This is a genomic window from Mycobacterium persicum (assembly GCF_002086915.1).
Classification (GTDB): domain Bacteria; phylum Actinomycetota; class Actinomycetes; order Mycobacteriales; family Mycobacteriaceae; genus Mycobacterium; species Mycobacterium persicum.
This window is the reverse complement of record NZ_MWQA01000001.1, coordinates 792,472-817,307: the sequence shown is the minus strand read 5'-3', so window position 1 is coordinate 817,307 and position 24,836 is coordinate 792,472. Positions and strand designations below refer to the sequence as shown.

The 24,836-nt window shown below is 65.0% G+C and carries 22 protein-coding genes; 8 read left to right on the top strand and 14 right to left on the bottom strand.

What is annotated here, in order from left to right; all coding sequences use genetic code 11:
* Positions 1-915 (top strand): sterol desaturase family protein (locus B4U45_RS03650; protein WP_219859320.1); only part of this gene is annotated, 915 nt, incomplete at its 5' end.
* Between the two features lie 56 nt (positions 916-971).
* On the opposite strand, the gene B4U45_RS03645 is transcribed toward B4U45_RS03650, so the two are convergent.
* Positions 972-2,240, bottom strand: coding sequence for a cytochrome P450 (locus B4U45_RS03645; RefSeq protein WP_075548024.1), 1,269 nt, complete (start codon positions 2,238-2,240; stop codon positions 972-974).
* Positions 2,241-2,402: 162 nt separating this feature from the next.
* On the opposite strand from B4U45_RS03645, the gene B4U45_RS03640 reads away from it, so the two are divergent.
* Genes B4U45_RS03640 through B4U45_RS03630 form a run of 3 tightly spaced genes read left to right on the top strand, consistent with a single transcriptional unit; the run spans position 2,403 to position 5,160 of the window.
* Positions 2,403-3,551: a M24 family metallopeptidase gene (locus B4U45_RS03640; protein ID WP_082275506.1), complete on the top strand. Its 1,149-nt coding sequence runs from the start codon at positions 2,403-2,405 to the stop codon at positions 3,549-3,551.
* The gene (locus tag B4U45_RS03635) at positions 3,548-4,711 is read left to right on the top strand and encodes a M24 family metallopeptidase (protein WP_082275507.1); all 1,164 of its coding nucleotides are present in this window, start codon (positions 3,548-3,550) and stop codon (positions 4,709-4,711) included. The genes B4U45_RS03640 and B4U45_RS03635 overlap by 4 nt, the downstream gene beginning before the upstream one ends.
* Positions 4,711-5,160, top strand: a complete 450-nt coding sequence (locus B4U45_RS03630; RefSeq protein ID WP_075548026.1) for a VOC family protein — start codon at positions 4,711-4,713, stop codon at positions 5,158-5,160. The genes B4U45_RS03635 and B4U45_RS03630 overlap by 1 nt, the downstream gene beginning before the upstream one ends.
* A gap of 59 nt (positions 5,161-5,219) precedes the next feature.
* Here the strand turns inward: B4U45_RS03630 and B4U45_RS03625 are convergent, their stop codons facing one another.
* The gene (locus tag B4U45_RS03625; protein WP_240316443.1) at positions 5,220-6,104 is read right to left on the bottom strand and encodes a haloalkane dehalogenase; all 885 of its coding nucleotides are present in this window, start codon (positions 6,102-6,104) and stop codon (positions 5,220-5,222) included.
* Positions 6,105-6,356: 252 nt separating this feature from the next.
* On the opposite strand from B4U45_RS03625, the gene B4U45_RS03620 reads away from it, so the two are divergent.
* The gene (locus tag B4U45_RS03620; protein ID WP_240316442.1) at positions 6,357-6,794 is read left to right on the top strand and encodes a YciI family protein; all 438 of its coding nucleotides are present in this window, start codon (positions 6,357-6,359) and stop codon (positions 6,792-6,794) included.
* A gap of 51 nt (positions 6,795-6,845) precedes the next feature.
* Entirely contained in the window at positions 6,846-7,982 is a 1,137-nt protein-coding gene (locus tag B4U45_RS03615; protein ID WP_075548038.1) for a 6-phosphofructokinase, read from the top strand.
* Between the two features lie 91 nt (positions 7,983-8,073).
* On the opposite strand, the gene ppsA is transcribed toward B4U45_RS03615, so the two are convergent.
* Together ppsA and B4U45_RS30265 are read right to left on the bottom strand one after the other, a co-directional pair.
* Entirely contained in the window at positions 8,074-10,470 is a 2,397-nt protein-coding gene (ppsA, locus tag B4U45_RS03610; protein WP_075548027.1) for a phosphoenolpyruvate synthase, read from the bottom strand.
* Positions 10,467-10,934, bottom strand: a complete 468-nt coding sequence (locus B4U45_RS30265) for a beta/alpha barrel domain-containing protein (protein ID WP_075548028.1) — start codon at positions 10,932-10,934, stop codon at positions 10,467-10,469. The genes ppsA and B4U45_RS30265 overlap by 4 nt, the downstream gene beginning before the upstream one ends.
* Positions 10,935-11,041: 107 nt before the next feature.
* Between B4U45_RS30265 and B4U45_RS03600 the strand changes: the two genes are divergently transcribed.
* Both B4U45_RS03600 and B4U45_RS03595 read left to right on the top strand, forming a co-directional pair.
* The gene (locus B4U45_RS03600) at positions 11,042-12,445 is read left to right on the top strand and encodes a WS/DGAT/MGAT family O-acyltransferase (RefSeq protein WP_075548029.1); all 1,404 of its coding nucleotides are present in this window, start codon (positions 11,042-11,044) and stop codon (positions 12,443-12,445) included.
* 90 nt (positions 12,446-12,535) lie between these two features.
* Positions 12,536-13,024, top strand: coding sequence for a hypothetical protein (locus tag B4U45_RS03595; protein WP_075548030.1), 489 nt, complete (start codon positions 12,536-12,538; stop codon positions 13,022-13,024).
* Positions 13,025-13,717: 693 nt separating this feature from the next.
* Here B4U45_RS03595 and B4U45_RS03590 read toward each other — a convergent pair.
* From B4U45_RS03590 to B4U45_RS03545, 10 genes are all read right to left on the bottom strand, one after another.
* On the bottom strand, positions 13,718-14,038 hold the full coding sequence (locus B4U45_RS03590; RefSeq protein WP_131808324.1) for a hypothetical protein: 321 nt from the start codon (positions 14,036-14,038) through the stop codon (positions 13,718-13,720).
* 314 nt (positions 14,039-14,352) lie between these two features.
* A complete protein-coding gene (locus B4U45_RS03585) occupies positions 14,353-15,612 on the bottom strand; it encodes a PPE family protein (protein WP_219859319.1) in 1,260 nt (419 codons plus the stop codon).
* A complete protein-coding gene (locus tag B4U45_RS03580; RefSeq protein ID WP_075549358.1) occupies positions 15,609-15,923 on the bottom strand; it encodes a PE family protein in 315 nt (104 codons plus the stop codon). The genes B4U45_RS03585 and B4U45_RS03580 overlap by 4 nt, the downstream gene beginning before the upstream one ends.
* A 124-nt stretch (positions 15,924-16,047) precedes the next feature.
* Positions 16,048-16,338 (bottom strand): WXG100 family type VII secretion target, encoded by a 291-nt coding sequence (locus B4U45_RS03575; protein ID WP_075545516.1) that lies wholly within the window; start codon positions 16,336-16,338, stop codon positions 16,048-16,050.
* A gap of 37 nt (positions 16,339-16,375) precedes the next feature.
* Entirely contained in the window at positions 16,376-16,669 is a 294-nt protein-coding gene (gene esxG, locus B4U45_RS03570) for a type VII secretion system protein EsxG (RefSeq protein ID WP_075545517.1), read from the bottom strand.
* A gap of 49 nt (positions 16,670-16,718) precedes the next feature.
* A complete protein-coding gene (locus B4U45_RS03565) occupies positions 16,719-17,960 on the bottom strand; it encodes a PPE family protein (RefSeq protein WP_083155469.1) in 1,242 nt (413 codons plus the stop codon).
* Between the two features lie 62 nt (positions 17,961-18,022).
* Positions 18,023-18,271, bottom strand: a complete 249-nt coding sequence (locus B4U45_RS03560; protein ID WP_219859318.1) for a PE family protein — start codon at positions 18,269-18,271, stop codon at positions 18,023-18,025.
* A 292-nt stretch (positions 18,272-18,563) separates the two neighbouring features.
* Positions 18,564-20,462 carry a serine/threonine-protein kinase PknD gene (locus B4U45_RS03555; protein ID WP_423734684.1) on the bottom strand — a complete coding sequence of 633 codons (1,899 nt, stop codon included), beginning with the start codon at positions 20,460-20,462 and terminating at the stop codon, positions 18,564-18,566.
* Positions 20,463-20,979: 517 nt separating this feature from the next.
* Complete coding sequence (locus B4U45_RS03550) at positions 20,980-21,480, bottom strand: hypothetical protein (RefSeq protein WP_240316440.1); 501 nt, start codon at positions 21,478-21,480, stop codon at positions 20,980-20,982.
* Positions 21,481-21,701: 221 nt separating this feature from the next.
* Positions 21,702-24,734 (bottom strand): ATP-binding protein, encoded by a 3,033-nt coding sequence (locus B4U45_RS03545; RefSeq protein WP_082275639.1) that lies wholly within the window; start codon positions 24,732-24,734, stop codon positions 21,702-21,704.
* Between the last annotated feature and the right edge of the window lie 102 nt (positions 24,735-24,836).

Genomic DNA, 24,836 nt, shown 5'->3' with positions numbered 1-24,836 from the left:
GTCGGGCGCCACGCCGGCGCTGCGCCGCCGCGGGTCGCCGGGACCGCGGCCCCGCAGCGAGCGTCGCACACCGGAATGGGTGGTGTCGTGCTGGCGGTGGTGACGGCGCTGGTGGTGCTGGCCGCGCTCAGTGTGCGCAGCGGCATCATTTTCGGGTTGGCGATTCTGGCGATCATCTTTATTCCGCTGGAGCGGCTGTTCGCGTTGCAACCCCGGCGAGTGTTGCGGCGCGGGTGGCGAACCGACGTGGTGCACTATCTGGTCAACGGAACCGCGCTGCGGCTTGGGTTGCTCGTCTCGGTGGTCGTAATCGGCGGATTGCTAAGGGTTTTCGTGCCCGCACCGGTGCGCGACTCGGTTTCGGCCAGTCCCGGCTGGGTGCAGGTGGTCGCGGGGTTGGCGATCGCGATGGTTGGTGGCTACGCCGGGCACCGCGCGGCCCATGAAGTGCCGCTGCTGTGGCGGTTCCACCGGGTGCATCACAGCATCCGGGAAATGGATTGGCTGGCAGCGAATCACCTTCACCCGCTTGACGAGACCTTCATCCGTTCGGTCGCGGTGCTGCCGCTGTACGCCCTGGGGTTCGGCCGGGTCAGCCTGGGCGCGTTCCTCGTCCTGATCACCATGCAGGCGGTCTTCATCCACGCCAACGTCCGGGCGAACTTCGGCCCGCTGCGGTGGGTGATCGCCACGCCCCAGTACCACCATTGGCACCACGCCCGTGAACCGCAGGCCTACAACAGCAACTATGCCGGCGAATACCCGGCGCTGGATGCGCTATTCGGGACGCTGTACCTGCCGGCCGACCGCTGGCCCGCGCAGTACGGCGTCGACGACAGCGAGCCCGAAGGCTATCTGCGTCAACTTGCCTGGCCGCTGCGCGCAGCTTGCGCGGCCGGCGCTGCCCATTCTTGACGGCACAGTCGCCAGAGATTCCCGCTTCGGCCCGACTCCCGTTGGCGGGCAGGCGATTACCACGGGCGTTGGGTGCCTAGGCCCGGTGCGGGGGTAAAGGCGACCGGCAACTTGCCCAGCCCGGTCATGCTCGGGTTTCCCAGATACTGGTGCACGCCGTCGAGGTCGACCCGGTAGTCGGGGATGCGGTCGAGGACCGCCTTGACCATCACCTCGGCCATCAGTCGTGCCAGATGAGATCCGATGCAGCGATGCGGTCCGAGCCCGAAAGCCAGGTGGCGGTTGGGAGTGCGGTCGAGGACGATCGCCTCCGGTTGGTCGAACTCGTGCTCGTCGTGGTTGGCGGCCAGCCAGCTGATGACGACGCGGTCGTTGCGGCGCAGCTGTTGGCCCCCGACGGTCACGTCGCGGGTGACAGTGCGGCTCAGTTGCTGGTTGACCGAAAAGTAGCGCAGGAATTCGTCGGTGGCGGTGCGGTAGAGCTCGGGGCGCTCGATGAGTTGTCGGCGCAGCTGTGGGTGGGTGCCCAGGTGTAGCAGGGTCAGCGCGGTCTGTGAGGTGGTGGTGTCGACGCCGCCGGCGATGAGGTTCCAGATGATATTGAGCAGCTGCTGGTCGGACAGGCGCTCGCCGTCGAATTCGAACTGGATGAGGAAGCTGGTCAGGTCGTCGTGTGGGTCGGCCCGCCGGTTGGCGGCGAACTTCAGGACGTCGTGCATCATGGCGGGCGCGGCGGCCAGGGCGTTGGCGTACGAGGGGCTGTCTTGCGGCACGGCCATCACGGAGTGGAATAGGTTGGCATACAGGTGCCAGTTGTCATACGGCAGCCCCATCAATCTCATGGTCAAGATGGCCGGTACCGGGCTGGCGTAGTCGAGTACCAGGTCCATGTGCCCGTCGGCGCTGTGCTGGTCGAGAAACCAGTGCGCCGATTTCTCCATGAACGGCCGCATCTTCTCTACGGCGCCCGGGGAGAAGAACGGCGCCAGGGCGTGGCGCAGGGCCTGGTGGTAGGGGCCGTCGACTTCGCCGATGCCCAATGCCGGGTGACCTTCGGGACGTGGCACGCCCATCTCACCTTGGTAGTCGATGCCGTCGGGTGCGTTCGGTTCGTATTTGTGGGCGAAGGTGTCGCCGTCGCGGGCGGCCTGGCTGACCGCGTCGTAGCTGGTGAGAAACCAGAAGCCGCCGTAGTTTTGGTTCCATGCCACCGGGCAGGTGCGCCGGAGTTCGGCGTTGACCGCCAATTCATTGAGGTTGAAGTCGTCGGAATGATGGTCGAAATCGACTATCGCGTCTGGGCTGACGCCTGGGCGGGTGACCATCGAAAAGCCTTTCCTGGCAAGTGCGGTGTTGCCTCGTCGGCTTATTAGGCTATCTTTGCATTATTACGCATTCGAGGATGCGGAGGTAGCGTCATCGAGGATTGGTCGGCAGCAGCCACTATCGGCGGGGCGGCGATCCCGGGCACGCCCGACCTGGCCCGGATGCGACGGCAGCGATATACGCGGTTGCAGGTCGAGCTCGCGGCCGGCGGTCTCGACGGGCTGGTGTTGCTGGGCTCCAGCTCGGTGACATATGCGACCGGTGCTGCGATGCCGGCCGTCGCCGGTGACCGGGCTGCGCTGTTCCGCGCGGTCGCTGTGGTGGTTGCCGGGGAGTCGGCGCCGCACCTGTACACCATGTTCGACGACGGCGCGCCGGCAGAGGTGCAGCTGCATGAGCCGTTGTTCCCCGATCTCGAGGACGCGATGGCAGGGGTCGCCGCGGCGCTGGGCAAGCACTTCGTCTCCGGCGCTCGGGTAGGTGTCGATCATCTGTCTCATCCGATGCTGCGTGGCCTTTCAGGCATTGATTGGGTGGATGCGGCCGCGGTCCTGGGCGCGGCCAAGCTGGTGAAAACCGTCGACGAGGTGTCGTGTATTCGCCAGGCGCAGCGGCTCAACGAGCTTGCGATGGTCGACGCGCTGCGCCTGTTGCGACCTGGTGTCCGGCAGACCGATTTGAGTGCGGTGTTTCTTCGCCGGGTGTTCGAACTTGGTGCGTCGGCGTGCGGGATCGACCCGATCTGGCAGGTGATGACCCCAAGTCGCGAGCTGGGACCATGGACGCTGCACGGTGATCTGGCCTACCCGACCGTCACGACTGACCGGTTCCTGCGCCATGGCGATGTCATCTGGGTGGACGCCGGTGTGATGTGGCAGGGGTACGCGTCCGACTACGGCCGCACTTGGATTGTGGGCGCCGGCCCGAACGCCGCGCAGCTCGGGCAGTTTCGTCGCTGGCGGGCGGTCGTCGACGCGTGTCTGGAGGTCCTTGGGCCCGGGGTGTCCGGCTTGCGCCTGGGCGAGGTTGCGATCGAGGCCAACGACGGAGTCCGGCCGTGGATCGAGCATTTCTACCTCGCGCACGGCGTGGGCACCGATAGTGCCGAAATGCCCTTGATCGGAACGGATTTCGGTGCGGCTTTTGACTCGCAGCTGGTCATGCGGCCGGGCATGGTGGTGGTGTTGGAGCCGGTGATCTGGGATGACGGTGCGGCCGGTTATCGTTCCGAAGACGTTGTGGCCGTGACCGATACCGGATGGGTCAAACTCAGCGGCTCCACCTACGACCCTTATGGATTTGCCGCATGAGCCCCGTGCCGCGGGATCGCGGGGTGCGCATCGGGATGATGAGCCTCGAGGACGACGCTCGGGTCGACTTCGGTTGGTTGCGGGCTCAGCGGCGCGAAAAAGTGTTCTCCGCCATGGAGACCCACGATCTGGACGCGCTGCTGCTTGGCGGCGCCGGCAATGTGCGCTACGTGTCGGGGGCGCGGCTGCTCGGCCGCGCCGGGGTGCTGCCGTTCGCGCCGGCCGCGGTGGTGATGCGGTCGACCGCGCGGGTGCACCTGCTGTCGACCTGGGATGAGGGGGTACCGCCGGAGATCGCGCGTCAGGATCTGTACGGGTTGAGCTGGAATCCGGCCAATCTGATGGATTCGTTGGCCTCGATTCCCGGCTTGCGCGAGTCCGCCCGGGTGGGCACCGACGGATGGACACCGATGTTCGGCGGTTTGATTTCTCGGCTCACCGGCTCGGCCGAACTGGTCGACGCCGATTCGACACTGGCGGCTGCGCGCCGGATCAAGTTGGCCGAGGAGATCACCTGTCTCGAAGTGGCGTCCGCCATTTCGGAATCGGCCTTAGGCGCCATGGAAGACGCTTTGCGACCCGGAATGACCGAGCGTGACCTGCTCGGGGTGTACTACGAACAGGTGGCGCGGTTGGGCGCGCCGACCGCGCCGTCGGAGAGTGTTTGCTTTGCAACGCCTTCGCGTGGGCCGGTACGGTTTCGGCACCTGGCGTCGGAGCGTCCCATCGGGGACGGCGAACTGGTAGTGCTGGCTCCGGGTGCGCTGTACGCGGGGTATGAGGCCGGCCTGGCGCGTACCCGAGTGGCGGGGGAGTCGGCTTCGGCAGGGTCGGCGGATCTGGCGGCGCGGTGCGCTGCCGGCATGGACGCGCTGCTGGCGGCCTGCCGAGCCGGCAACACCGGAGCGGACCTGTATCGAGCGTGGGAGGACGCCGGTAATCGGGAGTCGCCGCTGCCGTTAGCGCACGGACTCGGGCTCGGTGCCGAACCGCCGGTCATCGGTGTGGGGCGTGGCAGCGACACCGCGCTCGACGAGGGCATGGTGCTGAGCGTGCAGTCCTGGGTCGCCGAAGAAGGCGTCGGGGGTTGCCTGGAGCGGGCGACCGTCGTCATCCAGGGCGGGGGAGCATCGACACTGACTCGCTATGGAAGGTTGTAATGTCTGGCAGCCAAGCTGTTTTCAACCATGTCGGGTTGTGCGTCAGCGATCGTCGACGGTCACGCCGATTCTATGAGGGCGTGCTTGGGTTCGAGTTCTGGTGGGAACTCGATGCGCCCGACCAAGGCACCGACCGGCTGCTGCAGCTACCGAAGCCGATCGGACTGCACGCGACGTATCTGGTGCGCGACGGGTTGGTGCTGGAACTTCTCGACTATTCGGGGCGCTCGGTCCAGCCCGGAGCGCAGCGGGTCATGGACCAGGTGGGGCTTACCCATATCTCGTTTTCCGTGCCCGACCTTGCTCACGTGCTGGCCAGCGCCGAGAGCTTCGGCGGGTCGGTGGTGGACGGGACGGTGTCGGAGCAATCGGCGATGATCCGCGATCCCGACGGCCAATTGCTCGAACTGTTGTCGGATCAGTGGTTGGCGGTGCTGCCGCCTCGATAGCAGTGAAAAGGGTTGGGGCAAAGCGTGTTCCGTGGGCCGCGATGTCCCCGGTCCGCAGGTCAGCGGCGTCCGGGAAGGTCGAGGACGAAGTCGCGCAGGGCCATGCCGATGGCCTCCGGTGAATCCTCTTGGATGAAGTGCCGCCCGGCCACCTTGATTTCCCGCTGGTTACGCCAAGTACGGGCGAATTCCAGTTCGCTGCCCCCTTCCTGGAGGATGGTGCCAGGGTCCGCGACGATCAGCAATTTCGGGATGTCGCTGTGCGACAGGAAATCTGAGTACTCCAGCACCAGCTTGTGCACATCGGCCGGCTCACCCTCGATCGGGATCTCGCGACCCCACAGCAGCGTGGGAATACGGCTGTGCGGGGTGGGATAGGGCTCGCGATAGACGGCCATCTCCTCGGCGCTCAGTTGACGCAGTACACCGCCGGGCAGCACCTGCTCCACGAACGCGTTCTGCTCCAAAGCCATCTGCTCGCCCCGCTCGGAGCGTAGCGCGCGGAAGAACGGCTCGAGGTCGGTGAATCCTGCCCAGGGCCGTGGCTGGACAAGGGCCTCCATGTAGGCGATGCCGGCAATCTGTTCGGGATAACGCAGCGCCCGATAGAACCCCAGCGCCGAGCCCCAGTCGTGCACCACCAGCACCACGCGCTCGGTGACCCCGACGTTATGGAACCACGCATCGAGATAGCGGGCGTGGTCGGCGAACCGATAAGAAAAGGTTGGTGAGGTCCCGGAGTTCCCCATACCGACCAAGTCCGGCGCCAGGCATCGGCCAAGGTTGCTGACGTACGGGATGACGTTTCGCCACAAGTAGGAGGAGGTTGGGTTTCCGTGGAGGAAGACGATCGGATCGCCCTCTCCGACGTCGACGTAACTCATCGCGCTGTTGTGCACGCCGACCCGCTTCTTCGGCCCGTTGATCGGTGGCAATGGATTCACAACTGCTCCCTGACGGCGATATCCGGGTGCCGGATCGTCGGCCCACGGTTATGCCCGACCCCCGGTTCGGGCCGGCTGGACAATGGGAGGGCATGGCTGTGCACGACCAGGTTCATCGGTTGCCTCCTGTGACATCGGTTGCAGTGTAGGCGCGCGGCGCAGCTTCGGGCGGCCGATAGCGCCCCGGAAGAAGTCGGCGGTGCCGGTGTCGGCCGACCAATGTCGGCGAAGTGCCACCTCGGATGCGGCGCTGTGACGCAGAATTGCGAGGCACAGCACGCCGACAACGAGGAGTTGATCGAGGTGGACCGGATCGAAGCGCCGAAAGTCATCGAGGATTCGGGCGACCCGGTCGGGTTGAAGCTGTACGTCGTCACCTCGACGGCGTCACGCGGTGCAGATGCCGTGCAACAACACCTCCAAGATCACTTTGCCTACCTGCGTGAGTTGGAAGACCGCGGAGTGCTTTTCGCTGCGGGCCCACTATGGACCGACGACGGCGAGTACTTCGAAGGCGACGGCATGCTGATCTACCGCGCCAGCTCGGTCAGCGAGGCCCAGGCGATTGCCGACGGCGATCCGATGCACGCCAGCGGCGCACGCACCTATCGCATCAGACCGTGGTTGATCCATGACGGCAATATCGGAGTCCGCGTATTTCTTTCCCAGTCGCGCCACGAGCTGCTGTGAACCCGTTTTGAGCCTCACGCCCCAGAGGTGCTCTGGCGTAAGGTGCGCGTGGTGAGATCTTCGATAAAGCGGATTGCGCTCAGCACCGGCGGCGGTGATGCGCCCGGGCTCAATGCCGTCATCCATGCGGCCACGCTGGCCGCACGTAATCGTGACTGGGAAGTCGTCGGGGTTCGCGACGGCCTCAACGGGTTGCTGTTGCCGGACGCCTATCCCGACGGCGGGTTAATAGAACTCACCCGCGACCGGGTCCGCGGCATCATCCACCAAGGCGGCACCATCATCGGTACCACCAATCGCGGCAACCCCACCGCCTATCCGGTGCAACAGCCCGACGGCACCTGGATCGAGATGGACCGCACCGCAGAACTGTTGGGCCGCTTCGAGGAACACGGAATCGACGCACTAATCCTGGTCGGCGGCGACGGATCGATGGCGATAGGTCAGCACCTGCACAACGCCGGGCTGCGGCTGGTCGGGGTGCCCAAGACGATCGACAACGATCTGGACAAGACGACCTCGACATTCGGCTTCGACAGCGCGGTCGACTTCGCCTCGGAGTGCATCGACCGGCTGTTCACCACCGCGACATCGCACGGCCGCATCATCGTGGTGGAGGTGATGGGCCGCTATGCCGGCTGGATCGCCCTGAACGCAGGCATGGCGTCGGGAGTACACGCGATCCTCATCCCGGAAATCCCCTTCAGTCTCGACCCCGTCGCGGCGGTGATCCGGGACCGCGAACGGCACGGCGCGAAGTTCTCCATCGTCTGCGTCGCCGAGGGCGCCCGGCCGGTCGGCGGCGAGGTGTCGATCGTGGGCAAGTCGGTGGGCCAGGCGGAGCGTCTCGGCGGCATCGGCGCCAAAGTGGCCGCCGAGCTCGAACGGATGACCGGACGCGAGGCACGCACCGTGGTGCTCGGCCACTTGCTGCGAGGCGGCTCGCCGACCTCGTTCGACCGCTTGCTCGGTCTGCGCTTCGGCGCCGCGGCCGTCCGGGCTCTCGACGAGGGGCACAGCGGTGTCATGGTGGCGCTGAATCCACCGACCGTCGACTATGTGCCACTCGCCGAGGCCACCCACCGGCAAAAGACGGTCCCGCTGGACTGCGACTCGATCCTGACCGCGCGGGATATGGGGATCAACTTCGGGGATCAAATGCCCACCCATAGCGCGATCGGTGGCTGACCCGACGGCGATGTCGTCGCGGCACGCTGGTTTCTCACATCTTTCCGCGAGGATGCGGATTTCGGCGTGAGCCGCTGCGATGCAAGGGAATTCATTTCCTCGACACCACCTGTTGCTCCAGCTCGAGGATCTGCCGGGTGGTCTTGACCACCACGTCGGGGTTGAGGCTGATCGAGTCGATACCGATGCGCACCAGAAACTCGGCCATATCGGGGTAATCCGACGGCGCTTGCCCGCACAGCCCCGAGTGAATCCCGTTGCGGCGACAGCCTTCCACGGCCAGCCGGATCATCTCCTTGACACCGTCGTCGCGTTCGTCGTAGTCGAAGGCCACGATCTCGCTGTCACGGTCGACACCGAGGGTGAGCTGCGTCAAATCGTTGGAGCCGATGGAGAAACCGTCGAAGCGCTTGGCGAACTCGTCGAGCAGGATGACGTTGTTCGGGATCTCGCACATCGCATACACCTCGAGTCCGTCGCGGCCGCGCTGCAAACCGTGTTCGGCCATGGTCTGCAGCACCAGGTCGGCTTCGGCGACGCGGCGCACGAACGGCAGCATGATGACGACGTTGGTCAGGCCCATCTGCTCACGCACCCGTTGCATCGCACGGCATTCCAGTGCGAAACCCTCGGCATAGGCCGGGTGCGCGTAACGTGAGGCTCCGCGGAAGCCGAGCATCGGGTTGCTCTCGGTCGGCTCGAACCCGCTCCCGCCGATTAGGCTGGCGTATTCGTTCGTCTTGAAGTCCGACATCCGCACCACCACGGGCTTGGGCCAGAAGGCCGCCGCGATCGTGCCGATGCCCTCCGAGAGCCGCTGGACGAAGAACTCGCCCCCGTCGGCATAGCCGTAGGTGAGCCGATCGATCATCCGGCGCGCCTCCGCGTCGTCGACCTTGTCGGGATGCAGCAGGGCCAGCGGGTGCACCTTGATGTATTCGCTGACGATGAATTCCATTCGGGCCAGCCCGACACCGTCGTTGGGCAGGAACGAGGTCTTGAAAGCCAGATCGGGATTGCCCAGATTGATCATGATCTGGGTACGTGGCCTGGTGAGGTCCGCTACTTCGGTGCGGTCGACGTGGAAGCCCACCTCGCCGCGGTACACCCGCCCGGTGTCGCCTTCCACACACGACACCGTGACGACCTGGCCGTCGGGGACGCTGGTGGTGGCATCGCCCGCGCCGACCACGGCCGGGATGCCGAGTTCGCGCGCGATGATCGCCGCGTGGCAGGTGCGTCCGCCGCGGTTGGTGACGACGGCGGCGGCGGTCTTCATCACCGGTTCCCAGTCCGGCGTGGTTGTGTCGGCGACCAACACCTGGCCGGGCCGGAAGTCCGACAGCCGCCCGAGGTTGTCGATCCGTTTCGCGATGCCCGTGGCGACCTTCTCGCCGACCGAGCGGCCCTCGGTGAGGATCTCGCCTTTACCTTCCAGCACATAGGTTTCGATGGTCGTCAGGCTGCGTTGGGAGGCCGCCGTCTCGGGGCGGGCCTGCACGATGTAGAGCTTGCCGTCCAGACCGTCTTTGGCCCATTCGATATCCATCGGGCGCCGGTAATGTCCCTCGATGGTGCAGGCGTAGCCGGCCAGTTCGAGTACGTCCTCGTCGGTGATGCAGAACCGAGCACGGTCGGCCTTCGGCGCGGGGATGTTGCGGGTGGTCTGCTTCGTCCCGCCTTCAACGAAGACCATCTTCACCGCCTTGTCACCGATCAGGCGGCGCAGCACGGCGCGATGTCCGGCCAGGTAAGTCGGCTTGTGGACGTAGAACTCGTCCGGGTCGACGGCGCCCTGCACCACGTTCTCACCCAGCCCGTAGGCTCCGGTGACGAAAACGACGTCGTTGAAGCCGGATTCGGTGTCGATGGTGAACATCACCCCCGAGGAGGCGAGGTCGGAGCGCACCATCTTCATGACACCGATCGACAGCGACACCTTGAACTGGTCGAAGCCCTGGTCGATGCGATAGTGGATGGCCCGGTCGGTGAACAGGCTGGCGAAACACCGGCGGCAGGCGTCGAGCAGGCTCTCGGCGCCGGTGATGTTGAGAAAGGTTTCCTGCTGGCCGGCGAAGCTGGCCGTCGGCAGGTCCTCGGCGGTCGCCGAGCTGCGCACCGCGAGGCTCACGTCCTCGCCGTACTCGTCCTGAAGCATGCGGTAGGCGGCCACGATCTCGGCCGCCAGGTCGTCGGGAAGCCCTGCGCCGTAGACGATTTCCCGGGCACGTTTGCCTTTGCGCGCCAACGCGGTGACGTCGTCCGGGTCGAGATTGTCGAGCTCGGCGTGCAGCGCGCCCCAGGCGCCGGCGCTGTCCAGCATGTGTTTGTAGGCCTGGGCGGTGATGGCGAACCCGTGCGGGACGCGGATACCCTGCTCGGACAGCTTCTGATACATCTCGCCGAGCGACGCGTTTTTGCCGCCGACGAGCGGGACGTCCTCGATGCCGAACTCTTCGAAGAAGCGAATGTAGTTGAACTTGCTCATGATATTCCTCCGGTTGCGTGTTGGTAGGTGTCCCTGGATCCGCTGTTGCCTTTGCGCGATGCCCAGACGTAGTCCGCGCGTTCCTGGGTTTCAGAGCCCTCGATGGCGGGAGCCGCCAGCAGTCCGCGAACCCCATTGAGCACATGAAAACCGTTGCGGTTCATCCGGTTACACAATCCCAGCGGGAGCATGCCGGCGTATTCCGGACCATGGCGCAGCAGCGCCGACGCCCACTGCACCACGTCAGCCCGCCACACCTGCTGGTGACGTCCGGCGCGGGCATCGGTGAGCCTGGCCGGGATGTTGTCGCCGGCGGGGCATCCGGCATGGCACGGCGGCAGCAGGTCGACGTAGACCGGCCGACGGTCGCGGACCGGGCCGGCACATCGCGCTGCATACGGTGGGTCAGGTAGAGCCGCGGGATCGCCGCGGGGCACAAACTTATCGGCGTCACCGGACGTCATGGTGCTGACGATATGACTCGTCGTGCGACTGTGCTGCTTTCGTTTGGCCCTCAAGGTGAGGACTTCCGACTCTGATCGGAAGGCGCGCGGCGGCGGAAAGTAGCGGAATGGAGCATTTGACCGCCCTTGACGCCGCTTTTCTCGAGGTCGAAGACTCCGATCCACACGTGAGTCTGGCGATCGGCGGATTGTCGATCATCGAGGGACCGCCGCCGTCCTATGAAGAATTCGTCGCTGCCTTCACGCAGCGTGCTTCGGCGATTCCGCGTTGCCGGCAGCTGTTGCGGACACACCCGCTGGATCTGGGCCCGCCCGAATGGGTGGATGACCCACATTTCGACATCTCCCGACACCTGCACCGTCTGGCACTGCCGCACCCCGGCGGTGACGCCGAACTGTTCGAGATGGTTGCCACCGTGATGGAGCGCCGGCTTGACCGTGAGCGGCCACTCTGGGACTGCTTCATGGTCGAGGGGCTCAGCGACGACCGTTGGGCAGTGCTGACGAAGCTGCACCACTGCATCGCCGACGGAATCGCGACCGCGCAGATGTTGGCGAGGTTCAACGACGGCGGCGGCGGCGACACCTTCGCCACCGACATCCGCGCCGCCAAGGAACCCGATCGGCATGGGTTTGGCCTGCCGAAGGTCAGCCTCAACCCGTTGACCTGGGTCAGCGGCATGGTGCGGGGTGCGCTGGACGCGGCCGCAGTAGTCGAGCATGTCACGGTGGGCGCGGCCGAACTGGCGGGCAGCCTGCTCAGCCCGGCGCCGGAGTCGTCGCTGCACGGACCGGTCACGGCGATGCGGCGATACCATGCGGCCCGAGTTCGGTTGGCGGACTTGCGTGAGGTTGCCCAGGCCTTCGATGTGACGCTCAATGACGTCGCGCTGGCGGCAATCACCGCCAGCTACCGCCAGCTGTTGCTGGACCGCGGGGAACAGCCCGGCCGTGACTCGCTGCGCACGCTGGTTCCGGTGTCGGTGCGGGGGGTGAACCAGTTCAGCGTGACCGACAACAAGGTTTCGGCGATGCTACCGTTGCTGCCCGTCGATGAGGCGGACCCGGTAAAGCAGCTACAGCTGGTGCACAGTCGACTCACCCGGGCAAAAGGCAGCGGCCAACGCGAAGGAGCCAGCGCGGTTGTTTCGGCGGCCAGGAACGTTCCATTCGCTTTCTCGGCGTGGACCATTCGATTGCTCAGCCATCTGCCGCAGCGGGCGGTTGTCGGCTTGGCCACCAACGTCCCCGGTCCGCGGAGCGAGCAGAAGCTGATGGGCCGGCGGGTGCTGGAGATCCTGCCGATCCCGCCGATCGCCCTGCAGTTGCGCACCGGTGTGGCGATGGTCAGCTACGCCGACAATTTCGTCTTCGGCATTACCGCGGACTACGACACCGCGCCCGATATCGAGGCGCTGGCGGCGGGGATCGAGGACGGGGTGGCGCGGCTGCTCGCGGTGAGCCGTGCGCGCCGCGGCAGGCGCGGGCCCAAGCCGCGTGTTGCCGGGTGAGTCAGGTGGGCTGCCGGAACTCGGCGCCCGGGTTGACCCGCGAAAGCTCTCCGGTCGCGGGCCAGGAGCTTAGCCGATATAATATCTAGCATGGCTAAACAATTGCATGCGGTCGAAGGTGTCAGCGACGGCGGGCAGCGCGCGCTGACGATCATTCGCCCGCTGGTAAACCTGTTGCTGCGCACCCCTTTTGCGGGTTCGGCGGGTAAGCACTTTATGGTGTTGAGCTTCACGGGGCGTAAGACAGGTCGCGAGTATTCGATACCGATAAGTGCCCACTGGTTGGATGACGGTCTTTTCGTCCTCACCCGCATGCGATGGAAGAACAACTTCCGTAACGGTGCCACCGCCGAGATCTATTACGATGGCAAGCCGATGACCATGCATGGCGAACTCATCGAAGACCGTGCCACCGTCGCCGATCTCGTCCATCGCTGCGCCGAGTCCTATGGGGTCAGGCGCGCGCAACTGATCATCGGATTGAAGTTCCGCGACAAGCGCATACCCTCAGTCGAGGAGTTCGCCGACGCGGCCGAACGTCTGAACTGGGCCGTTGTCCGGTTTACGCCGGCCGACTAGCGGCGGGGCATCTCGTCGGTGACATTCCGGCCCCGCGGTCGCCTCGCGATTGGGGCGTCGCGCATCCCCGGTTGCCGCCGAATTGTCACCGCGACACTGTAATTACGCAGGCGACACGCCGATGGCGGTCGTCGTGGCTTCAGTCTCGACGAACGGCACCACGGTTGGTCCCAGCGACGGCTGCACATTCGCGCGATCCGAAGCTCAACTAATCGCGCTCCCACCACAAACCCACGTCGGCTCTTTGGATGTGGCACGCCGCAAGTACCTTGCCTGGCTGCGGGTTTCGTGTCTCGGGCGTCAGCGTGCCGTCGTCAGCAAGGCGCGCGGACCGGGCTGTGTGGACTGCGTTCCCGCCGATCGCTTCAGCTCCTACTGGGCGCCATCGCCGGGTGGGCGAGGTGAGTCGGGTCGTCGATCACCGCGGCGTTGGCGATGTAGCCGAAATCCATGCTGTCGTGGAGTTGCCAAGGCTCGTTGACCGGTTTCCTGGCAGCGTAATCCGACGTGCTCTTTGAAGCCGTCGAACATGGAGCCCATCGGCTTCAGTTTCGGGAGCGCTCGTTCGTCCTTGGTCTCACATCTCTGAGCCCCGGGCTTAGTCAGGCGAGACGAAAAGTCGTTGTCGACGGAGGCGAAATCGTTGCATAGCCCAGTGCTCACCGAGCACTGGGCTATGCGGATTGAGCGATTCTAACGGCCTGGCGTGGGAGAAGGTGCGGGTGAAGGCTGCGCATGGTTGGGCACACCGTGGCCGCCATTCGGAATTTCCATCACCATCGCGGGGTATTCGCGCTGATGGTGATGGGGCTCGCTGGCATGTTCGCTATAGACAGCCATCCCAAAGCCAGCGAAGAATATTCCGGCAACGACTACTAGGGTCCCGACGACAACGGTGACCCACGCCGCGGCTTTAAAAATCTTTGGGGTGTCCGATTTTTGTGGGGCCATTGTCGGCGCGGGCATTACTGTGTCAGAAGTTCCATTAACAGGAGTGTTGGATGTTTCAATCACGTGCCGATTTTAGTCGCATTAACTGAATGTGCACTACGCATTACCCGGCTGATGCCTGTGAGCCGTAGCAAGTCAATAACCTTCGGTTATGGGTTGATCGAAGGTTTCGATTAGGGCGTCAGAACTGCTTCCGGAAGATGGTTTCGACGATTATTCCCATCACTATATCGATTAATGTCGAACTGCTGCTATCGGGGCGGCTACGCAGTTCGGCCGACGCGGTCCTCGGTGAAACTGGATTTCAGCTGTTCGGGAGGCCGTTTGCGGTCAATGTTCGCAATTTTTAGATCGGCTAGGGCGAATGCCGGAGATCGTTATACCCCAACCGTCACTGCTGGTTGTGGAATCCAGGTGGCCGGCAGCATCGGCGTCTGTGCCCCGTCACCGAACTCGGCACCTCTTATGGTGGCCAACCCGCTGGCGTGCACTCCGGTCCCTTGTTCGGCAGTGCCTGCAAATCCTGGTGTTCCGGCACCTTGGTGGCTGGGCGTGACCGACACCAACTGCGACTGCGACAGCACCGGCGAGACACCTGCCACCGGTTCTACCGCAGCGATTTCGGTGGCTGCTACCGGTGTTGCCGCGGCCATCGCCGTCAATGGAGCGGACGCAGTGGCCAGTGTCGCCAACGGCGCGCCTGGGACACCGGCGATCTGGGGGACAACGCCGCCAGCCAACATCGCGGTTAGCAGCGGAGAGAAACCCAGGAGATTCCCGATCACCCACTCAAGCAGGATCTTTACCAGACCGAAGTACCCGTAGGCCAGGAAGTACGCGACCAGCAAGCAATTAATACCAAACTCGATGAACAGCGGAGCATCTTCGATTAATTGGAGCACCAGCCCAATTACGTTAAAACTCAAGACATCTAATGCCAGCCACAGCACCGCCAATCCGAGCGGAATGAGCTCTGACAGCAATGTTGGAAGTACTTCCCACAGCAGCCGGCCTACATAGTCCAGAAGCTCGCTGATTTGTTGCCATGGGAAGGGTGTGAGGGTGGTTTGGGCGGCGGTGGCGGCGATGGTGCTGCCGGGTTTGATGATGGCGGGTGCGGGGGTGGTGTGGGGGGTGGCGGCGAGTGCGGTGGTGGTGAGTGCGTGGTAGGCGCTCATGGTGGTGGCGGCTTGGATCCACATGCGCATGTAGTCGGCTTCGTTGAGCGCGATGGGGATGGTGTTGATGCCGAAGAAGTTGGTGGCCAGCAAGACCGCGTGGGTGGCGTGGTTGGCGGCTAGTTCGCCCAGGGTGGGCATTGCCGTGAGGGCGCTGAGGTAGGCGGTGGCGGTGGTCTGGTGGGTGGTGGCGGTGGCGGCGCTGTCGGCGCTGGCTTGGGTTAGCCACGCCAGATACGGTGCGTAGGCGGCTGCGCATATCTCGGCGCTTGGGCCGTGCCAGGCAACAGTTTGCATTGCGGCCAGCACGGTGGTGAGTTCTTCTGCTGCGGCGGCGTATTCGGCGCTCAGCGTTGACCATTGTGTGGCGGCTCCGATCAGCGGGGCCGGTCCGGGTCCGGCGCTAAGCAGCGCGGAGTGCACCTCTGGTGGGCAGGCCATCCAGACCGGTGCGCTCACAGTGCAGCGCCGGCTAGGCCGTAGGTCAGTGCTGCTGCGCTGTCGCCGGCGGCGTAGCTGATTCCGGCGGTGCCCAGGCCGACGCCGGAGCGGGTCAGCTCTTCGACTCCTTGGGTGGCCACGCCCACATGTTCGATGCCGCAAGCGCTTAAGCCGGCCGCGGTGCTCAACGACACCGGATCGGCCGCCGGTGCCACCACCGCCGAAATCGTCGGTGCGGCCGCGGCATGCGCGGCCGCTAGCCGAGCGCTGAGCGCTTCGACCGCGGCGGCCGCGCTTGCCATGCCTTCAGGAACCACCCACAACGTCACCGTCATAACCCCTTGCTACGAACGTCAGTATTGCCCGCTTCGTGGGGCGACAATGCACCACTGCAATATTATCATACCGCACGGTTTCTGGTGCCTCCGGCCAAGCGAAAGACAGTTTTAGGGGTTAAGCTCCCCATTTGGCGGCTTCGGCGATGTCGCGGGCGTTCATCGCCAACGTGTTGTTCTCATGGGTGGAGGCCATCGAGTGATAGGCGCGCACCAGGTCTTGCATGGCGTCATTCCACTGGGCCTGCCAACCCTGATAGGTCATTCCGGTGTCACCCTGCCACGCATTGGACAGCGCGGATTGTTCGGTGGCGATGTCGGCGCCCAGGCCCTGCAGCGTGCCCGCATATCCCGACATATCCCCGGCGTGACCCAGCATCGCCGCGTAGTTGTACATGATTTGTGACATCAAAAATTCCCTTCAAGAATTAGTAGTGGTGATCGACTCAGAATCCGGTGTAGCTCGACGCCGCAGCAGCGTCGGCAGCCACATAGGTCCCGGCAGCATCCCCGAGATTGGCCTGCGCGATATCCAGCAAGGCGTTGACCTTGCCCGCGGCCTCCACAAACCTCGCGTGCGAGGCCTGAAATGCCGCGGCGGATTCACCCTGATGAAACGCCTGCGCCGACATCGCCGACTGCTCGGCAGAACCGATCGTGTGACGCATCAGCCCGGCCTTGGCGGCAAACGCCGACTGTGACGCCACCAACTGTGGAATATGGGCATCCAACAAGCTCACAACATATCTCCTGTCTACTTGATTTTTCCGACGCTATGACCGTGACACATCACACTGCGGCCAAGAACGATTCGCTATCTACTGCCGCCCCAACCAGATCCGAGTGCCAAGTGGCCGGCAACATCGGCACCTGCGTGCCATCACCGAACTCGGCACCTCCGATGGTGGCCAACCCGCCAGCGTGCTCCACAGTCCCGTGTTGGAGCGTGCCAGCAAACCCAACGGAACCCTGATGTCCGGCTGTTACCGACACTAACTGTGCCTGTGACACTGCCCATGCGCCCGCCGCCGGCTCCACCGCGGCGACTTCGGTGGCCGCCGCCGGAGCTACCACAGCGGCCGCACTCGAAGCAACAGAAATTGGCGACGCCAATGCCGCAGCTGGCGCGGGCGCCAAAGCCGGACCAATCAAAGTCAGGTTTCCGATAATCCAGTCGATCACGATCCCGATAACATGTAGCGGAGCAAGAAAAGGTAGCAACACGGCTGAGATTCCGAACACCGGAATTATGACTAACCAGGCGATGGCTACCACAACCAGATTAAATGCAAGAGTCGCATTACCCGCCCACAATGCTATCGCGGCGGCCACAAAAAGAAGCGGCACCACCCAGACGGTGAGAAGAAGGCCCCAAAATCCGACAATATAAACGATCTCGCTCAGGACGGCTCGCGCAATAAATTCGAGGATCTCCCACAACGGGAAGGGTGTGAGGGTGGTTTGGGCGGCGGTGGCGGCGATGGTGCTGCCGGGTTTGATGATGGCGGGGGCGGGGGTGGTGTGGGGGGTGGCGGCGAGTGCGGTGGTGGTGAGTGCGTGGTAGGCGCTCATGGTGGTGGCGGCTTGGATCCACATGCGCATGTAGTCGGCTTCGTTGAGCGCGATGGGGATGGTGTTGATGCCGAAGAAGTTGGTGGCCAGCAAGACCGCGTGGGTGGCGTGGTTGGCGGCTAGTTCGCCCAGGGTGGGCATTGCCGTGAGGGCGCTGAGGTAGGCGGTGGCGGTGGTCTGGTGGGTGGTGGCGGTGGCGGCGCTGTCGGCGCTGGCTTGGGTTAGCCATGCCAGATACGGTGCGTAGGCGGCTGCGCATATCTCGGCGCTTGGGCCGTGCCAGGCAACAGTTTGCATTGCGGCCAGCACGGTGGTGAGTTCTTCTGCTGCGGCGGCGTATTCGGCGCTCAGCGTTGACCATTGTGTGGCGGCTCCGATCAGCGGGGCCGGTCCGGGTCCGGCGCTAAGCAGCGCGGAGTGCACCTCTGGTGGGCAGGCCATCCAGACCGGTGCGCTCACAGTGCAGCGCCGGCTAGGCCGTAGGTCAGTGCTGCTGCGCTGTCGCCGGCGGCGTAGCTGACTCAGGCGGTGCCCAGGCCGACGCCGGAGCGGGTCAGCTCTTCGACTCCTTGGGTGGCCACGCCCACATGTTCGATGCCGCAAGCGCTTAAGCCGGCCGCGGTGCTCAACGACACCGGATCGGCCGCCGGTGCCACCACCGCCGAAATCGTCGGTGCGGCCGCGGCATGCGCGGCCGCTAGCCGAGCGCTGAGCGCTTCGACCGCGGCGGCCGCGCTTGCCATGCCTTCAGGAACCACCCACAACGTCACCGTCATAACCCCTTTCGATGGATTTCCCGCTGCACAAACCGCCCCGGCTCGGCGTTCCGGCGTGACATACGTTCGTACTGGATGAAATACAAATGTATTGGTCCACAGTTGCATGCGTCAACCCTGCTGTCAAGCCTCCGGGTTCGGTTCGGCTTACCCGACTGCTGTGGCGTCGCTTGTACATGTCGACGAGCGTGGCACCGGCCCATCGTCATCAAACGCGGTCGCGTGGGTGTGTCGGTGCGCGCCTCAGGGCGGCTTTTGCCCAGCCGGCGCAGTCGCGCGGCCCTGCCTACTTCTGCCGAAGCGCCACAATCTGGTCATTGCGACCGCCTACGTAGACGGTGCCCATGTTGTCGACCGCCAAACCCCAGGGATTGTCCAGGCCGGTGAAGTGCAGCTCGACTTGCGTCGACGAGCCCGGCGGGAGTTTGAGTATCCGGCCATTGCCCTTGTTGGTGACATAGACCGCGCCCTCGCTATCCACGGTAACGCCGCCGGGTTGCTTGAGACCGGTAAAGGGCAGCGTGACTTGGGTTTTCGCGCCGGCCGGCAACGCCAGAACCCGGTTGTTGCCGCCGTCGGCCACGATCACCGTTCCGTTGCTGTCCACGACCAAACCGGTCGGATCGCTAAGGCCGGTGAAGGGTAGTTCGAACTGTGTGTTCGAACCGGCGTAAAGTCCGACCACTCGATTCTTCGCCGTATCGGTGACGTAGACGGTGCGGCTGCTGTCCACCGACAACCCGGTCGGATTGCTCAAGTCGGTAAACGGCAGGGTCACTTGCGTTTTCGAGCCGGCAGGAAGCACCACAACCCGCCTGTTACCGGCATCGTTGACATACACTGTGCCGCTGTTGTCCGCTGTCACACCGGTCGGATAGCTAAGACCGTCGAAAGGCAATACGACCGGCGTGGTCGAGCCCGCGAACAACGCCAGTATCCGATTGTGCAGCGTGTCACCGACATAGACCGTGCCCCCGCTGTCGACCGACAGACCCTGCGGGTCTCGAAGGCCGGTGAAAGGCAGCACCACTTGATGAAACTCGGTGCGTTCTGGACCCAGAGTGCTAACTGTGACCATGGCCGCAACAGTTACAGCCACGGTGAGCAGGGCAGCGGCCATGATAACGACCGCCATGCGGCGCCACCAGGGCCGCGACGGCCGTGTCATCGTGGCCGGCGGCGCGGCCGCGGCGGGTTCTTGCGCAGGGACTGAGAGCGCCTCTGCCAGTCGTCGCGGCATTGTCGGGGGGGCCGGGACATGTTGCGGTGGCGACCGTGGCGCGATCTGCGGTTGACCGCGAGCGTCCGGGTGGGCGGGTGCAGCGACGGGGTAGGGGATGGGCGGCGGTGGCCGAACGGAGGGCTGCGGCGCAGGCGTGGTCAGGGCATCGTGGGCGGCTCGCGCCAATTCGACTGCGGTCTGGTAGCGGTCGCGGGGATCCTTGGCCATCCCTTTGGCGATGACCATGTCCAACTTCACCGGCAGCCCGGGAATGATGCTCGACGGCCGTGGCGGGGGCGTCTCGAGGTGGCTGGTGATCTGTTGCTCCAGGCTGTCACCGGGGAAGGGATGCTGCGCGGTCAAGCACTCGTAGAGCACACAGGTCAACGAGTAGATATCCGAGCGGGCGTCGACCCGTCCCATGCTGAGCCGTTCCGGGGCCATGTAATGGCAGGTGCCGATCACATCGCCGACGGTTGTCAAGCCCAGTTCGCCCGCCGCGCGCGCGATTCCGAAATCGATCAGATAGGCGAAGTCGTCGGCGTCGAGCAAAATGTTTGACGGCGTGACGTCGCGGTGCAACAGCCCATCCCGGTGCGCGGCGTGCAGCGCCTTGGCAACCTGCTCGATGATGCGCACCGCCCGCATCGGCGGCAGCGGCCCGCGGCTGAGCACCGACTGTAGGTCGCGGCCCTCGATCAACCGCATGTCCACGAACAGCCGCCCGTTGATCTCCCCGTAGGTGTGGATCGGGATGAGATGTGGGTTGCTCAATCGTGCGGCGGCATGAGCTTCGCGACGGACCCGCTGCTGGAACACTTCGTCGTCGGAAATCTCGGCAGGCAGGATCTTGCCCGCGACGCCCCGGTCGGTGACGGTGTCATAGGCCCGCCACACCTCGCCCATGCCGCCGCGGCCCAATAACTCGATCAGCCGGTATCTCCCGAACGAAGTTCCCTCCAACGAGCCCTCCCAGCAACCGCCAGCAACTGGCCAGACCATACGCGGCAGCGGCAATAGTTGTAGGCATTTCGAGGCGCCACGGCGCTCCCGATCCGCCGTCGCGTTGTGGACCAGCCACTACGAAACTACCGGTCCGCTACGGCTGGGGGCCGTTGCGTCTGGCTGCTGACCTGAGGCTGGCACCGCCTGATGGCCGCAAGGTCTGTAGTAGTGAGGAGGAGCGGATGTTTGCATAGGACGGCGTCATCGACGTGCTGCTGGCTAAGAATGGACCACTCGAACAACTCACGAAGCCGCTGAAATCCTGAGTCGGCTGGCCGTCAGGGCGCTGTTCATCCGAACGGGGTGAGAGACCACCGTCGCCGAGCCACCGCAGTGGCGCGGTAGGAGCTGGGAGACAGCCTGATCCGAGTCGACGTCGGTGAGGATGGGAAGCCCCGACAACGCCGGGATGGCCTGGTACGGCCAGAGGGGTCGGGTTCGGCGAGCGACCGGTTGGTGTCACCGGTTCGGGAGGTCACAGTGAAAGTCTGCGGCGTCGCCGCGACGAGGTCGCAGGGGCATAGCTGGGCTTTCTCCGAGAGCGCCAGAGTGCGATATGCAGGGTGCACGTCACGAGGACGGTAGTGGTCACGGCTTCGGCAATCAGCGCGCCGGGGTTCAAGAATTGCCGGTCAGGTATCCCGGACGCTCCCAGCTCGTGCTTTATCCCGCCCACTAGGAGTGCCGGAAACACCAAGACCGAGACTACGGTGGCGAACGCCACGATCGCGCATCCGCACGCGACGACCGGCAACCAGCGCGCTCGCGTCGCAGCGACCAACGCGCCGGCGGCCGCGATCGAAGCTATCAACACGATCCATCCCGGCCAACTGTTGACCATGCCACTAAGCAAAGCGCCATAGTGCTCGCGGTATTCGCCGACGTATTTGCCGAGACCATTCCACCGCATGGGGACTCCCAAACGTGTGACGTCGACCCAGGGCAGCAGTGTCAACACCGCGGACGCGGTGGCCACGAGAATGCCTACCGCTACAACTACCTTATTTCGCAACACATTTCCTCTCAATCGCACGTGTGGATTCCAATACCGGTGCCAGTGCACTACCGTGAGTAGCCGGGCGCATCGAACCCCTGACGCTCTTACCGCTCTAAACCGAAGTGCGGGCGAAAGCGAGCCCGCCCGCCGCGCCTTGCACCGCGACGCCCGCTGACAGCCGCTCGCGCACCCGGCCAAGCTCAACCGCGTTGCGCATACCCGATCGCCTCCTCGGTGGACAGTCGAGCACCCTCCGCCCAGAATGCATCGAAATCGCTCTGTCCCAACGCCTCTCGGACAGCGGCGACGGCAGCGTCATACCCGGCTTGATACATCGGGAAGCGGGGGTGCCCCATGCGTCGCCGGATCGCCTCCGCCGCACCCAGCAGACGCGCCGCGTACCCATGGTTGTCGTCGTTGACAGCAAGGCGGGCAAGGCATTCCAGCGTGTCGTCCACTCGCAGGTATCCCTGGGTGCGGGCGGCGACGGTCAGGGCATCGTGGGCGTCGCGTGCGGCCAGCTCCGGCTCGTCCTGTGCCATCGCGATAAACGCCCGCGCCAGCAGCGCCATCATGCGATACCAACCGGGCACCACCGCGAGCATCTCGTCGGCGAAACACCGAGCAGCGCTCGGGTCGCCGCACGCTAACCAGGCCTCCGGCAACGGGGCGACGCTCCTGGTGAACACCTCGCGGAGCGGATTGGTCTGCTGCAGGGCCGTCTCGGCTGCCTTGCGGGCCGCCACGGCGTCGCCGCGCGCCAGGGCGGCATTGGCGAACACCGAGTACACCGCGTCGGCGAAGTAACCGCCCATCGTGTTTGCCGCCTGCATCGCGGACTGCGCTGCCGCGTGTGCAGCGTCAGCCTGACCGTGGAATCCGAGCACCTCGCTGAGGCTCACGTAACTGAAGACCGCCATCGTGAGATCGCCGACCGCCTCGGCCTCCTCGGTCACCGAACGAGCTACCTTGGCCGCGTAGTCGAGGTTCCCTTGAATCATCAACGCGGTGCTCAGCCACGCCCGGCAGTTCCGCGAGAAGAACCGGTCGCCCAGCGCGTCGGCGAGCTCACGTCCCTGTTCGGCGGCCGCGATCGCCGGGACAGGTTCGCCGCGCATGACCGCCGCGGTCGCCTGGTAGCTGAAGATTTGGCACAGGCTTCGCCGATCACCGATCGCGCGGACCAGTTCGACGGCCTCGTTGAAGTAGGGCTGGGACAGCCCGGGGTCGTAGAGGGCAAGCATTCCGCAGGCGATCAGGGCGCGGGCGATTAGTGCGGGGTCGCCGAGGTCGCGCGCCACAGCCAGTGCCTCCTGCGCTCGTCCCAGCTCCGCCGGTATGCCGACCCAGCTGGCGAGGATGCAGTACTGCGCCACCGCTCCCGCCCACACCGCCGGTGCTATTGCCGAGTGGTCCTCGTCGGCCAAAATGGCCGATAGCCCGGCCAGCGCTTCCTGGACGCGTCCGCCCCGTAACCACAAGGGCCGCAACGACAAAATGAGTTGCAGGGCGGTATCGAAGTCGCCGCCTTCCCGGCTCCGGGTGAATGCCGCTCGCAGATTGTCGATTTCGGTTTGCGCCCAATGCAGCAGCCGCTCGTCGGCCCAGTGGCCCTGCGCCTCCAATTCGGTGGTCATACCCGTGTAGTAGTCGCGATGCCGGGTGCGCACCTCGTCGGTCTCGCCGGACTCGTCGAGCTTTTCCAACGCGTATTGGCGCACGGTTTCCAGTAACCGGTATCGCATCCCGTCACCGGTGTCGTCGGCGACCACCAGGGACTTGTCGACCAACAGGCCCAGTTGGTCAAGAAGTTGGTAGCTTTCGACCGCATTGGCGGCGCCGACGGCTTGGGCGGCGTCGAGATCAAATCCACCGGCGAACACCGCGAGCCTGCGGAACAGCACCCGCTCGGGTTCGGTCAACAGCGCATGCGACCAATCCACCGAGGCCCGCAGCGTCTGCTGGCGGCGCACCGCGGTGCGCGCACCCCCGGTGAGCAACCGGAACCGGTCATGCAGGCCGTCGACGATCTGCTGCAACGACAGCGCCCGAATACGCGCCGCCGCAAGCTCGATCGCCAGCGGCATGCCGTCCAAGCGCCGGCAGATTTCTTCAACCAGCGCGAGATTGTCGTCGTCGACACCGAACTCGGGGCGGGCGTGGCGGGCGCGGTCGGTGAACAACTCGACCGCCTCGCCGGTCACGGACAGCGACGGCACCCGCCAACTCAGTTCGCCGGGCACCCCCAGCGGCTCACGGCTGGTGGCCAGGATCGTCAACCGTGGGCACGCCGCCAGCAGCGCGACCACCATGGTCCCGCACGCGTCGAGCAGATGTTCGCAATTGTCAAGCAGCAGCAGGGCTTTGCGCTCGCCGAGGAATCGGACCAGCAAGTCCATGGTGGAGCGGCCCGGTTGATCGGGCAGACCCAACGTGCGTGCGACGGTCACCGGTGCGACCTCAGGGTTGTTGATCGGAGCCAAGTCGACGTACCACAGCCCTTCGGGGAACCCGTTAGCGAGTTGGGAACCGACCTGTACCGCAAGGCGGGTCTTGCCGGCACCCCCGGCCCCGGTCAACGTCACCAGCCGCTCGCCGGTCAACAACCGGCGCAACTCCGCCATTTCGGCCTGGCGCCCGACGAAAGTCGTCAACTGAGCCGGAAGATTATGTGACGCACCCACATTGCGGACGCGAAGCGGCGGGAAGTCGTTGCGTAAGTCGGGATGGCACAGCTGGACGACGCGTTCCGGGCGTGGCAGATCCCGCAATGGGTGGTTACCCAGATCAGCCAGCCACACCCCGTCGGGGAGATGGTCGACCACCAGCGGCTCAGTCGCCCCGGACAGCACGGTTTGGCCACCATGCGCCAGATCGCGCAGCCGCGCGGTGCGGTTGATCGTCGGTCCGACGTAGTTGGCCTCGTCGCGCAACTGAATCTCGCCGGTGTGGATCCCGATGCGCAGTCTTATCGGGGCCAGCGGCGCTCGCTGCAACTCCAACGCGCAGGCCACCGCGTCGCTGGCGCGGGCGAAGGCGGCCACAAAGCTGTCACCCTCGCCCTGTTCCTGCGGGCGTACCCCGTCGTGAGCGGCGATGGCCTCGTCGACGGTGCGGTTGAGCTGGGCCAGCGCGGCGGTCATCGTCTCGGGCTGGGTTTCCCACAGCCGCGTCGAGCCCTCGACATCAGCCAGCAGCAGCGTCACCGTTCCGGTCGGCAGCAACTTGCTCACGCCCATTCATCCCAGGTCAGCGGTGTATCTCCGCGTGTTGGCCCATGGTATCCAGCATCGAGGCCCGCGGTCGTGCGATACCGGCCGAATCGTACGGCCGGA